11 protein-coding genes and 1 riboswitch are annotated in these 12,154 nt (G+C 73.1%); of the genes, 6 read left to right on the forward strand and 5 right to left on the reverse strand.

From position 1 onward, the window contains the following. The first annotated feature begins 226 nt into the window (after positions 1-226). Positions 227-517, forward strand: coding sequence for a hypothetical protein (locus ACH9D3_RS06700; protein ID WP_396398723.1), 291 nt, complete (start codon positions 227-229; stop codon positions 515-517). Positions 518-547: 30 nt separating this feature from the next. Here the strand turns inward: ACH9D3_RS06700 and ACH9D3_RS06705 are convergent, their stop codons facing one another. Genes ACH9D3_RS06705 through ACH9D3_RS06715 form a run of 3 tightly spaced genes read right to left on the reverse strand, consistent with a single transcriptional unit; the run spans position 548 to position 3,179 of the window. After that, positions 548-1,738, reverse strand: coding sequence for an acetyl-CoA C-acetyltransferase (locus tag ACH9D3_RS06705; protein ID WP_396398724.1), 1,191 nt, complete (start codon positions 1,736-1,738; stop codon positions 548-550). After that, the gene (locus ACH9D3_RS06710) at positions 1,735-2,439 is read right to left on the reverse strand and encodes a CoA transferase subunit B (RefSeq protein ID WP_396398725.1); all 705 of its coding nucleotides are present in this window, start codon (positions 2,437-2,439) and stop codon (positions 1,735-1,737) included. Before ACH9D3_RS06710 ends, ACH9D3_RS06705 begins: the two co-directional genes overlap by 4 nt. Beyond that, positions 2,436-3,179, reverse strand: a complete 744-nt coding sequence (locus tag ACH9D3_RS06715) for a 3-oxoacid CoA-transferase subunit A (protein ID WP_396410338.1) — start codon at positions 3,177-3,179, stop codon at positions 2,436-2,438. Before ACH9D3_RS06715 ends, ACH9D3_RS06710 begins: the two co-directional genes overlap by 4 nt. A 142-nt stretch (positions 3,180-3,321) precedes the next feature. Here ACH9D3_RS06715 and ACH9D3_RS06720 point away from each other — a divergent pair, with 142 nt between their 5' ends. Further along, positions 3,322-4,101, forward strand: coding sequence for an IclR family transcriptional regulator (locus tag ACH9D3_RS06720; protein ID WP_396398727.1), 780 nt, complete (start codon positions 3,322-3,324; stop codon positions 4,099-4,101). A 119-nt stretch (positions 4,102-4,220) separates the two neighbouring features. Here ACH9D3_RS06720 and ACH9D3_RS06725 read toward each other — a convergent pair whose 3' ends face one another. Next, positions 4,221-4,985 (reverse strand): 3-hydroxybutyrate dehydrogenase, encoded by a 765-nt coding sequence (locus tag ACH9D3_RS06725; protein WP_396398728.1) that lies wholly within the window; start codon positions 4,983-4,985, stop codon positions 4,221-4,223. A 191-nt stretch (positions 4,986-5,176) separates the two neighbouring features. Further along, positions 5,177-5,282: riboswitch (SAM riboswitch) on the forward strand. A gap of 13 nt (positions 5,283-5,295) precedes the next feature. On the opposite strand from ACH9D3_RS06725, the gene ACH9D3_RS06730 reads away from it, so the two are divergent. From ACH9D3_RS06730 to ACH9D3_RS06745, 4 genes are all read left to right on the forward strand, one after another. After that, entirely contained in the window at positions 5,296-6,498 is a 1,203-nt protein-coding gene (locus tag ACH9D3_RS06730) for a cobalamin-independent methionine synthase II family protein (protein WP_396410339.1), read from the forward strand. Between the two features lie 74 nt (positions 6,499-6,572). Further along, on the forward strand, positions 6,573-7,790 hold the full coding sequence (locus ACH9D3_RS06735) for a cobalamin-independent methionine synthase II family protein (RefSeq protein ID WP_396410340.1): 1,218 nt from the start codon (positions 6,573-6,575) through the stop codon (positions 7,788-7,790). Positions 7,791-8,081: 291 nt separating this feature from the next. Further along, complete coding sequence (locus ACH9D3_RS06740; protein WP_396410341.1) at positions 8,082-9,491, forward strand: MFS transporter; 1,410 nt, start codon at positions 8,082-8,084, stop codon at positions 9,489-9,491. 142 nt (positions 9,492-9,633) lie between these two features. Beyond that, positions 9,634-11,304 carry a thiamine pyrophosphate-binding protein gene (locus ACH9D3_RS06745; protein ID WP_396410342.1) on the forward strand — a complete coding sequence of 557 codons (1,671 nt, stop codon included), beginning with the start codon at positions 9,634-9,636 and terminating at the stop codon, positions 11,302-11,304. Positions 11,305-11,326: 22 nt separating this feature from the next. Here ACH9D3_RS06745 and ACH9D3_RS06750 read toward each other — a convergent pair whose 3' ends face one another. Beyond that, the gene (locus tag ACH9D3_RS06750; RefSeq protein WP_396410343.1) at positions 11,327-12,121 is read right to left on the reverse strand and encodes an alpha/beta fold hydrolase; all 795 of its coding nucleotides are present in this window, start codon (positions 12,119-12,121) and stop codon (positions 11,327-11,329) included. Between the last annotated feature and the right edge of the window lie 33 nt (positions 12,122-12,154).

A 12,154-nucleotide genomic window follows, 5' to 3' on the forward strand; every position in this document is an offset into this window, starting at 1 on the left:
GGCGCGTCGGGCGGCGCGGAGGCCGTTGCGCACCGCGCGGTCCCGACGCCGCCCGGCTGCCGGACGTTGTCCTCACACGGGGACACAATGGTGTACCTCCGCTAATTGCGTGGTTCGGGTGCCCCCGCTTTTCTACCGTGGAGCACGTGGGTGCGGGTGCCCGCTCCGCGAGGAGTCCGGGCCACCGGCCCACACCCCCCTCCCCCACTGCACGGAAGGAACGACGATGGATGATTCCCTGGGCCGGGAACAAGCCGTCCGGCTGCACGAGTCGCTCGAGCGGGCCTCGATCCGGAGCCGGCGGCTCTGGGTCCGCTACCTCTGCCTCGGCGGGACCGCCGACGAGCTCGAGGTCGAGGCGTACCTGCACCAGTGCCTGGACCTGCCGACCCGTGAGCGGGACCTGCTGGCGTGGGCGGCCAACACCATGATCGACCGGAGGTACCACTCGCGCGTGCCGTCGAGCGCCGACCTGCTGCGACCGGAGCCCGACGAGCAGGGCGTCGGCGCCGGGTGACCGCGACCGACCCCGCCCACCCGGTGCGGGTCAGTCACGGTAGAGCAGCAGGGCCTCGCCCTGACCGCCGCCGCCGCACAGCGACACCGCGGCCTTGCCGGACCCGCGGCGGGAGAGCTCGAGGGCCGCGTGCAGCGCCAGACGCGCCCCGGAGGCGCCGATCGGGTGACCGACGGCCACGGCCCCGCCGTGGATGTTCGCCCGCTCGATCGGGTAGTCGAGGTCCCGCAGCGACTGGATGAGGACGGACGCGAACGCCTCGTTGATCTCGATGAAGTCCAGGTCCTGCACGGACCAGCCGGCCTTCGCCACCGCCGCCTGGATCGCCCGGGACGGCTGGGAGTGCAGCGAGGTGTCGGGCCCGGCCACCTGGCCGGGGGCGCCGAGCACGGCCAGGTGCTCGAGGCCGTGGCGCTCGGCGTACCCGCGGGTGGTCAGCACCACGGCGGCCGCGCCGTCCGACAGGGGCGAGGAGTTGCCGGCCGTGATGGTGCCGTCTCCCGCGAACGCCGGGCGCAGCCTCGCCATCGACTCCGCCGTGGACTCCGGCCGGACGCCCTGGTCGGAGTCCACGACCAGCGGATCGCCCTTGCGCTGCGGGACGGTGACAGGGGCGATCTCGTCGCGGAAGACGCCGTCCTCCGTGGCGCGGGCCGCGCGCTGGTGGCTCTGGGCGGCCACCCGGTCCTGTTCCTCGCGGGGAATCGAGCGCTCGCTGTTGCCGGACTCCGTGAGGGAGCCCATGGACACGCACGCGGCGACGTCGACGAGACCGTCCTTGGCCACGGCGTCCTCGAGCACGAGGTCGCCGTAGCCCTTGCCCTGCCGCACACCGGCCGCGAGGTGCGGGGCGTTGGTCATGGACTCCTGGCCGCCGGCCACGACGACCTCGGCCTCGCCGGCCCGGATCAGCCGGGCGGCGTTGGTGATGGCGACGAGCCCGGAGAGACAGACCTTGTTGACGGTCTCGGCGGGCACGCCCAGCGGGATGCCCGCGGCCACGGCAGCCTGCCGGGCGGGGTTCTGGCCGGCGCCGGCCTGCAGGACGTGGCCCATGACCACGTAGTCCACCTGCTCGGGGGCGATCCCGGCTCGCTCGAGCGCGGCACGGATGGCGTGGGCGCCCAGTTCGGCCGCGGTGAAGGACGCCAGCTGGCCGAGGATCTTGCCCTGGGGCGTGCGGGCGCCGGACAGGACGACGACGTCGGTGGCGGTGCTCATCGGTTCTCCTCGGTGCCGCCGGGTGCGGCGGCGGTCTCGGTGGGGACGGTGTCGGGGGTGACGTCCTGCAGGTCGGTGCGGAAGGACGCCTCGGTCTTCTCGCGGATCTCGTCCTCGGTCACCCCGGGGGCGAGGCTGCGCAGCACGAGCCCGCCGTCCTCGACGTCGAACACGCACAGGTCCGTGATGATGCGGTCGACCACGCGCACCCCGGTGAGCGGGAGGTCGCACTCGGTCTTGATCTTCGCGGCGCCGCCCTTGGTCACGTGCTCGGTCAGCACGACGACGCGCGGGGTGCCGGCCACCAGGTCCATGGCCCCGCCCATCCCCTTGACCATCTTGCCGGGGATCATCCAGTTGGCGAGGTCGCCGGTGCCGGAGACCTGCATGGCACCGAGGATCGCGATCTTGACGTGGCCGCCGCGGATCATCCCGAAGGAGGTGGCGGAGTCGAAGATCGAGGCCCCGGGCTGCAGGGTGATGGTCTGCTTGCCGGCGTTGACGAGGTCGGGGTCCTCGTCGCCCTCGTAGGGGAACGGGCCCATGCCGAGCACCCCGTTCTCGGACTGGAGCACCACGTCCACGCCCTCGGGCAGGTTGTTGGCCACCAGGGTGGGGATGCCGATGCCGAGGTTGACGTAGTCGCCGTCGGAGAGCTCGACGGCGGCGATCGCCGCCATCTCGTCGCGGGTCCAGCTCATGCCTGGTCTCCGTTTCGCTGGGAGGACGTCCCGGCCGCCGCGGGCCGCGGGCGGACGGTGCGCTGCTCGATGTCCTTGGGGGCGCCGCTGTACTGCACCACGTGCTGGACGTAGACCCCGGGGGTCGCGACGTGGTCCGGGTGGATCCCGCCGACCTCGACGAGGTGCTCGACCTCGGCGACGGTGACCCGTCCGGCCGTGGCGACCACCGGGTTGAAGTTGCGCGCGGTGTAGCGGTAGACGAGGTTGCCGTCGGCGTCGCCGGTGTGGGCGTGGACCAGGGCGACGTCGGCGACGATGCCGCGCTCCTGCACGTAGGTCTCGCCGTCGAACTCGGTGTGCGGCTTGCCCTCGGCCACGAGGGTGCCGACGCCGGTCTTCGTGTAGAAGGCGGGGATGCCCGCGCCGCCGGCCCGGAGCCGCTCGGCGAGCGTGCCCTGCGGATTGAACTCGACCTCGAGCTCGCCGTCCAGGTACTGCTGGGCGAACAGCTTGTTCTCGCCCACGTAGGAGGCGAGGACCTTCCGGACCTGTCGGTTCTCGAGCAGGACCCCGAGGCCCTTGCCGTCCACGCCCATGTTGTTGGAGACCACCGTGAGGTCCGTGACCCCGGAGTCCCGCACCGCGTCGATGAGGTCCCGGGGGATCCCGCTGAGCCCGAACCCGCCCACGGCGAGCGTCATGCCGTCCCGCAGGCTCTCCGCCAGCAGCTCGGCGGCGCTGTTCCTGACCTTGGACACCCTCGCCCCTTCCTGTCGTCCGACTGTGATCCAGCACTCAATCTAGGGAGCCTCCACATACCGGTCAACAGCACCGCCGGGATGACGGCACTTCTCCTCAGCATCCGGCCGATCATGCCCTCGGTGTCCATATAGTGGAGTCATGGGACTGGAGCGGACGACGGGTTCGGGGACACAGGTGGTCCACCGGGTGGGCCAGCTGCTGCGGGCCGTCGCGGGGCGGGAGCAGGGCAGCACGGTCGCGGAGCTCGCGGCCGGGACCGGGCTGACCCGCCCCACCGTGCACCGGCTGCTCACGGGACTGGCCGAGGAGGGCCTCGTGGACCGCGCCGCCGGGACCGGCACCTGGCAGCTGGGCCCGGAGCTGTACGTCCTGGGCGCCGTCGCGGCCCACCGCTTCCCGATCCGGGAGCTGGCCGGGCCCTCGCTGCGCCGGCTCGCGGAGTCCACCGGCGAGAGCGCGTTCCTCTCCGTCCGCCGCGGGCTGGAGACCGTCTGCCTGGCGCGCGTGGAGGGCGCCTTCCCCATCCGCTCGCACGTCCTCTACGAGGGACTGCGGCTGCCGCTCGGCGTGGCCTCGGCCGGGCTGGCCGTCCTGGCGCACCTGCGGGACGCGGAGGTGGACCGGGTCCTCGCCGCCACGGCCGGGGCCCGCGCCGGGTGGGGGCCCCAGCACACGCCCGAGCGGATCCGGGAGCTGCTCGCCGACGTGCGGCGGGAGGGCTTCGCGGTGAACCCGGGGCTGATCGTCGAGGGCAGCTGGGGCATGGCCGCGGCGGTCTTCGACGCCACGGGAGCGCCCGTGTACGCGCTGAGCCTCACGGGCATCGAGCCCCGGTTCACCGGCGAGCGCCGGGAGCCCCTGGGACGGGCCCTGCTCACGGAGGCCCACCGGCTCTCCCGCGAGCTGGGCCACCGCTGAGCGGGCGGCCCACCGCCGGACGGTGCACGGCCGGACGGCCCGGCCGGCCGCCGGAGAGCGGCCGGACGGAGAGCGGCCGGCCCGCCGCCGGGCCGGTTCCCCGGCGGCGGGGCGGGACGTCAGCGCGCCGTCCAGCCGCCGTCCATCGTGTAGGACGCCCCGGTGACCATGGAGGCGTGCGGGCCGGCCAGCCAGGCCACGAGGCTGCCGACGTCCTCCGGGTCCACGAGCTTCTTGACGGGCGTCTCGGCGAGCATGATCCGCTCCACCACCTCGGACTCGGGAATGCCGTGCACCTTCGCCTGGTCGGCGACCTGCTTCTCGACGAGCGGGGTGCGCACGTAGCCGGGGTTGACGCAGTTGCTGGTCACCCCGTGGGCGGCGCCCTCCATCGCCACGGTCTTGGACAGTCCCTCCAGTCCGTGCTTCGCCGAGACGTAGGCGCTCTTGTACGGCGAGGCGCGCAGGCCGTGGACGGACGAGACGTTGACGACCCGGCCCCACCCCCGGGCGTACATGTGCGGCAGCGCGGCGCGGACCAGCAGGAACGGGGACTCCAGCATCAGCACGAGGATCCGGTGGAAGTCCGCGGGGTCGAACTCCTGGACGGGAGCGACCTTCTGGATCCCGGCGTTGTTCACGAGGACGTCGACCTCGAGGCTCAGGTCCGCGAGCGCCGCGGTGTCGAGCAGGTCGACGGCCCACGCGCGGCCGCCGAGCTCGTCGGCGACGCGCTGCGCGCCGGCCTCGTCGACGTCGGCCACCACCACGTGGGCGCCCGAGCCGGCGAGGGCCCTGGCCGCCGCCAGGCCGATGCCGCTCGCACCGCCGGTGACGAGCGCCGTGCGGCCCTCGAGGTCGCGCTGCTGGTGCGTCTGGGACATGGAAGTCCTCCCTCTGGTCCGTCGTGCCCGCGGGGTGAGGGGCACGGATCACCGCCACGCTATGTGACCCGGGCCATGTTCGGGAGGACGACGCCGACCGCGAGCCGGCCCCGGACCGCGTCACACGGCGTCATGTGCGTCATCCGGGCGCCGAATGGCGCAATCCGCACGCGTGCGCTTGGATGACAGGGTCACCATCCAGAGCGGCCGAGAGACCTGGCTCGACGACGCCGCAGCAACCCGCGCAGAGGGCCCCCGAGCCCTCCGCCCCGGTGCTACCGCCAGGACCGATGGAAAGGACGTACGCCCCGTGCTGCACAGCGCCGACCGCATCCTCACGACCCACGCCGGGTCCCTCCCCCGGACCCCCGCGCTGCTCGGGGCGAACCGGGCGAGGGGCGCCGCCCCGGAGGCCGGGTACGACCGGCTCCTCCAGGACTCGGTGGCCGACGTGGTCCGCCGGCAGCACGACCTCGGGGTCGACGTCGTCAACGACGGCGAGTACGGCCACGTCATGGCCTCGGAGGTCGACTACGGCGCCTGGTGGCACTACGTCTTCGCCCGGATCTCGGGCCTCACCCCGGGGGACGTCGACCTCTGGGAGCAGGAGCCGCAGCGCTCGAGCCCCGGCAACGTGGTGCTGACGAGCTTCGGGGACCGCCGGGACCGGCAGGCCTTCGGCGACGCCTACACGGACCCGGCCTCGGGGATCACCGTCGGCAAGCAGGCGCCGTTCCCGAAGATCACCGGGAAGCTGAAGTACACGGGCCACGCGGCGCTGGAGGCCGACATCCGCAACCTCAAGGCCGCCCTGGAGTCCACCGGCGCGAGCGAGGGCTACCTCGCCGCGCTGTCCCCGGGCTCGTGCGCCCGCCTCGAGAACACCCACTACGCGGACGAGGACGAGGTCCTGACCGCCTGCGCCGAGGTCATGCGCGAGGAGTACCGGGCGATCACCGACGCCGGGCTGATCGTGCAGATCGACGACCCCTCCATCGCGGAGACCTGGGACCAGGTCAATCCCGAGCCCAGCGTGGAGGACTACCTGGCGTTCACCCGCAGGCGCGTCGAGGCCCTCAACTACGCCCTCGAGGGCATCCCGGAGGAGCAGGTCCGCTTCCACCTGTGCTGGGGCTCCTGGCACGGGCCCCACACCACGGACCTCGGGTTCGAGCACCTGGTGGAGCTCATGCTCTCCATCCGCGCGGGCGGCTACAGCTTCGAGGCCGCCAACGCCCGGCACGAGCACGAGTGGAAGGTCTGGCAGGACCACGAGCTGCCCGAGGGCAAGGTCATCATCCCGGGGATCGTCTCCCACGCCACCAACGTCGTGGAGCACCCCGAGCTGGTGGCCGACCGGATCGAGCGGTTCGCCCGCCACGTGGGCCGGGAGAACGTCATCGCCTCGACCGACTGCGGCCTGGGCGGTCGCATCCATCCGCAGATCGCGTGGGCCAAGCTCGAGACGCTCGCCCGCGGCGCCGAGCTGGCCACGCGCCGGCTCTGGGCCTGACCCGCCGCCCGCGCACCCTGCCGCACCCCTCTGTCGCACCCCCTGCGCCAACCCCAGTTCCCGGGAGGACACCCATGACCATGCAGAACACCGATCGCGTGCGGACCACCCACGTGGGCTCGCTGCCGCGCACCCCGCGGCTGCTCGAGGCGAACCGGCAGCACGCCGAGGGGGCCATCGACGTCGAGCGGCTCACGGACGAGCTCGCCGTGGGGGTCGAGGACGTGGTCCGCCGGCAGCGCGAGACCGGCGTGGACGTCGTCAACGACGGCGAGTACGGGCACACCATGTCCAGCGCGGTCGACTACGGCGCCTGGTGGAACTACTCCTTCTCCCGCCTCGGCGGACTCACCCCGTCCGACGAGGACCGCTGGGCCTCCACGGTGCAGAAGCGCTCCTCGCCCGGCAACATCGTGCTCACGAGCTTTCCCGACCGCCGGGACCGCGAGCGCTTCCGGGAGGCGTACGAGGACCCGGCGTCGGGCATCCTCACGGGCCGCTCCTCCACCACGCAGCCGAAGATCACCGGCCCGCTGACCTATACGGGCCAGGACGCCGTGGCCTCGGACGTCCGCAACCTCCGGGCCGCCATGGCGGCCACCGGCGCGGAGACCGGTTTCGTGGCCGCGCTCTCCCCCGGTTCCTGCGCGCGCGTGACCAACGAGTACTACCGGACCGACGAGGAGCTCGTGTACGCGTGCGCCGACGCGATGCGCGAGGAGTACCTGGCGATCACCGGCGCCGGGCTGATCGTGCAGATCGACGACCCCTCCATCGCGGAGTCGTGGGACCAGGTCAACCCGGAGCCCACGGTCGAGGACTACCTGGCGTTCACGCGGCTGCGCGTGGAGGCGCTCAACCACGCGCTGCGCGGGATCCCCGAGGAGCAGGTCCGCTTCCACCTGTGCTGGGGCTCCTGGCACGGACCGCACACCACGGACCTCGAGCTGAAGTACATCGTGGACCTCATGCTGACCATCAACGCCGGCGGCTACACGTTCGAGGGGGCCTCGGCCCGCCACGCCCACGAGTGGAAGGTCTGGCGGGACCACCAGCTGCCCGAGGGCCGCGTGATCATCCCCGGCGTGGTCTCGCACTCGACGAACGTGGTGGAGCACCCCGAACTGGTGGCGGACCGGATCGAGCAGTTCGCCTCCGTGGTGGGCCGCGAGAACGTCGTCGCGTCGACCGACTGCGGACTGGGCGGGCGCCTGCACCCGCAGATCGCGTGGGCCAAGCTCGGGTCCCTCGTGGAGGGCGCTCGCCTGGCGTCGGACCGGCTCTTCGGCTGAGCCCCCGCCCCCGCCGCCGGGCCCGGTCCTCCTCGGGAGGACCGGGCCCGGCCGCGTCCGGCGGGCGACGCCCGGGCCGGTGGGGCCTCGGTCCGGGCGGGCGGTCCGTGGACGGCCACGGCCGTGCCCGGGCGGCCCGTGTCACATTGGTGCTACAGATCCCGATGGTTCCGCACCGATAGTGACAGGGGTCACCTCGACCCGTAGGATCTCCTTGAACTACCGAACGTTCGGTTATTACTCGTTCGGTTCCGCGAGGACGTCACCGTCCCCGACCACACTGGAGATCCCATGGCCCACACTTCCTCCGCCCCGGCCGGGCGGCACGAGATGTCGCGCGAGGAGCGCAAGGTCCTCGCCGGCACCCTCGTGGGCACCACCATCGAGTGGTACGACTTCTTCATCTACGCCCAGGCCGCGGCCTTCGTCCTGGCCCCCCTGTACTTCGCGCCCCTGAACGAGGACAGCGCCGGCCTCGCCCAGGTCGTCGCCTGGGCCTCCCTGGGCATCAGCTTCCTGTTCCGCCCGCTCGGGGCGGTCGTCGCCGGCCACCTGGGCGACAAGTACGGCCGCAAGATCGTCCTCGTCCTGACCCTGGTGGGCATGGGCGTCGCGACGATGCTGATCGGCCTGCTGCCCACCTACGCCACGATCGGGATCTGGGCCCCGATCTTCCTCGTGATCCTGCGCATCATGCAGGGCTTCTCCGCCGGCGGCGAGTGGGGCGGCGCGGCCCTGATGTCCGTCGAGCACGCCCCGCGGAACAAGCGCGGGCTCTTCGGCGCCTACCCGCAGATCGGCGTGCCGATCGGCATGCTCCTGGCCACGGGCTTCATGTTCGCCCTCACCTCGATGATGACCCCCGAGGACTTCCAGGCGTGGGGCTGGCGCATCCCGTTCCTCTCCTCCGTGCTGCTCATCGTGGTCGGCTACCTGATCCGCAAGACCGTCGACGAGTCCCCGGTGTTCAAGGAGATGCAGCTGCGCAAGAAGGAGTCCTCCGCTCCCCTGGGCCAGCTGTTCAAGCACAACTCCAAGGAGGTCACGCTCGCGGCCCTGATCTTCGCCGCGAACAACGCCGCCGGCTACCTGGTCATCGCGTTCTTCGCCTCCTACGGAACCAACGTGCTGGGCATGCCCCGCTCGCAGACCCTCATCGCCACCTTCATCGGCGGCGTGGGCTGGCTCGTCTTCACGATGTTCGGCGGCTGGATCTCGGACAAGATCGGGCGCGTGCGCACCTTCCAGATCGGCTACGGCATCATCATCCTGTGGGCCGTGCCGATGTGGTTCCTGCTCAACACCGCGTCCCTGCCGCTGTTCGCCCTGGCCATCGTGATCCTCACCATGGGCCTCGGCCCGTCCTACGGACCGCAGTCGGCCCTCTACGCCGAGATGTTCCCGGCCCGCGTGCGCTACTCGGGCGTCTCGATCGGCTACGCACTCGGCTCGATCATCGGCGGTGCGTTCGCCCCGATGATCGCGCAGCTGCTGCTCGACGAGACCGGGATGTCCTGGACGATCGGCGCCTACATCGCCGGCATCGCGATCGTCTCGTTCATCGCCGTGTCCATGGTGCCGAAGAACATCCAGGAGATCGACCTGCACGTCCAGGACGTCCACCAGGACTACGTCTCCGAGCACCCCGAGGCCGCCGAGATCCTCACCGCCGCGGAGGCCGCCGAGAAGCGGCGCGACTGACCCCGCGGCCCCGGCCGAGCACCGAGCCGCCCGTCCGCACCCACGGGTGCGGGCGGGCGGCTCCGCCCGTGCGGGCCCTCCCCGAGCACACCCCGCTCCCGCCCCGGGGCTCCCACCGGAGACCCGCCGAAAGGACCTCCCCATGACCACCGACCCCCTGCTCCCCACGGTCTCGACGGCGGTGGCCGATGTGCTGGCCGCGCGCACCGACCACCTGTTCGGCCTGATGGGCAACGGCAACGCGCACCTGATCAGCTCGCTGACCTCCCGCGGTTTCGGGTTCACCTCCGCCCGGCACGAGGCCGCCACCGTGGCGATGGCCGACGCCTACCACCGCGCCACCGGCCGGGTCGGGGCCGCGACGACCACCTACGGGGCCGGGTTCACCAACACCTACACCGCCCTGGCCGAGGCCCGGATGGCCCGCATCCCCCTGGTCCTCGTCGTCGGCGACGCCCCGACCACCGGGGCCCGGCCCTTCGACATCGACCAGAGCGGCGCCGCCGCCGCCGTCGGGGTCAGCACGCTCGTGGCGACCCCGGACAACGCGGTGGCGATCACCCACCGGGCCTTCGACCTGGCCGTGCAGACGGTCCAGCCGGTGGTCCTGGCGATCCCCTACGACTGCGCCACCGCCGCGCTGGTGGACCCGGTGGGGCTGGAGCCGCTGCCGGCGAAGCCGGCCTGGCACGCCGGCCCCGAGGAGCTGGACCGGATCGCCGGGCTGCTGCGCGCCGCTGAGCGCCCGCTGCTCCTGGCCGGGCGCGGGGTGCTGCTGGCCGGGGCCGCCGACGAGCTGGCCGAGCTCGGCGACCGGCTCGGGGCCCTGTTCATGACCTCGGTGATGGCCACCAACGCCGTGGACTCCCCCTGGAACCTGGGCATCGCCGGGGGCTTCACCCGGGACCACCGCCTGGCCACCGCCCGCCAGGCCGACCTGGTGCTGGTCGCCGGGGCGTCCCTGAACGCCTTCCAGTCCCGCTACGGCACCCTCTTCGCCGAGGGCACCCGGATGATCCGCATCGACAACGAACCCGAGACGGCAACGGCCCACCCGGCCGTCACCGACTACCTCCGCGCCGACCTCCAGGTGGCCCTGGCCGGGCTGCTGGCCCGCACCCCGGCCGCCGACCCGCAGCGCACCTGGCGCGCGGCGGCCCCCGAGGTCGCCGGGGACGCCTTCCGCGGCTCCGCCCCGGTGGAGGACCCGGCCGAGTTCGGCCCCGACGGCCGCCTCAACCCGAGGGCCGTGGTCGCGGCCCTGGAGCACATCCTCCCCGCGGACCGGTCGGTGGTGATGGACGGGGGCCACTTCATCGGCTGGGCCCCGATGTACCTCTCGGTGCCGGACCCGCAGGCCATGGTCCTGGTCGGCACCGCCTTCCAGTCCATCGGACTGGGCTTCGGCTCGGCGGCCGGGGTCTCGGTGGCCCGCCCCGAGCGGACCACCGTGTTCTTCTCCGGCGACGGCGGCGGGCTGATGGGCCTGGCCGACCTCGAGACGTTCCTGCGCGCCACCCGGCACGGGGTGGTCGTGGTGCTCAACGACTCCGCCTACGGGGCCGAGCTGCACCAGTACGCGTCCAAGGGCCTGGACCCCACCGCGATGCTCATCGACGAGGTCGACTTCTCCGCCCTGGGCCGGGCCATGGGCGCGGCCGGGACCAAGGCCACCACCCTTGCCGACCTCCAGGTGCTGCAGGACTGGCTGGACACCCACCAGGAGGGCGTGTTCGTCCTGGACGTGGCCATCTCCCAGCAGGTCGTCGCCGAGTTCATGACCGCCTCCCTCACCGCCGGCCGCAGGCTCTGACGCCGATCCGCACCACCCGGGGTCAGCGGGTCCACCGGCCGGCCTCCACCGCCTGCACGAAGTCGGCGCACCGGCGCGGCCACCCGGCCAGCTCGGCGGGCGCTCCGGCCACGTGCAGGTCCTCGCCGGGCAGGGCCGCGCGCAGCGCCTCGGCCGTGGACAGCGGGTGGGTCGGATCGTCCGACCAGGCCAGCACCAGGGTCGGCAGGCGGAGCCGGGACAGCTCGCCGATCGGCGGGAGGTCGGTGCCCGCGGCGCCGCGCAGCACGGCGGCCAGAAGGGCCGGGTCGACGCGCGGCGGGTGCACCGGACGGTCGGCCACGGCGGGCGGCCGGGCCGCTGCCCGGCCGGCCCGGTGGTAGGCCTCGAGGCCGTGGCGCTCGACCAGCTCCGCGCCCTGCCGGTACGCCTCCGCCTGACCGCGGCGGGTGGCCCAGGCCGTCGAGGGCACGCACAGCGTGAGGGACCGGAACCGCTCGGGCCGGGCCAGGGCGGCGTGCAGCAGCGTGGCCGCACCCATGGACGGGCCGATGCCGTGCACCGGCTCACCGGGAACCACGGCGTCCAGCAGGCGCAGCAGGTCCTCGGCCAGCCGCGGCCAGGCCCAGTCCCCGGCCACGGGCTGCGCGGCGGAGCGGCCGTGGCCGCGGGCGTCGTAGCGCACCGTGCGGTGCCTGCTGAGTCCGGCCGCGAGGTCCAGGCCGCCTGCGGTGTTGGCGGCCCGGTCGGACAGGAGTCCGTGCAGCTGGACGACCGGGGGGCCGGAGCCGGTCACGTCGTAGGACAGGCGGCAGCGGGGGAGGTCGAGCGTCGGCATGCCGCCACGGTACGCGTAGATTGTGCACACCGG

Source organism: Kocuria kalidii, assembly GCF_044462225.1.
In the GTDB taxonomy this organism is placed as follows: domain Bacteria; phylum Actinomycetota; class Actinomycetes; order Actinomycetales; family Micrococcaceae; genus Kocuria; species Kocuria kalidii.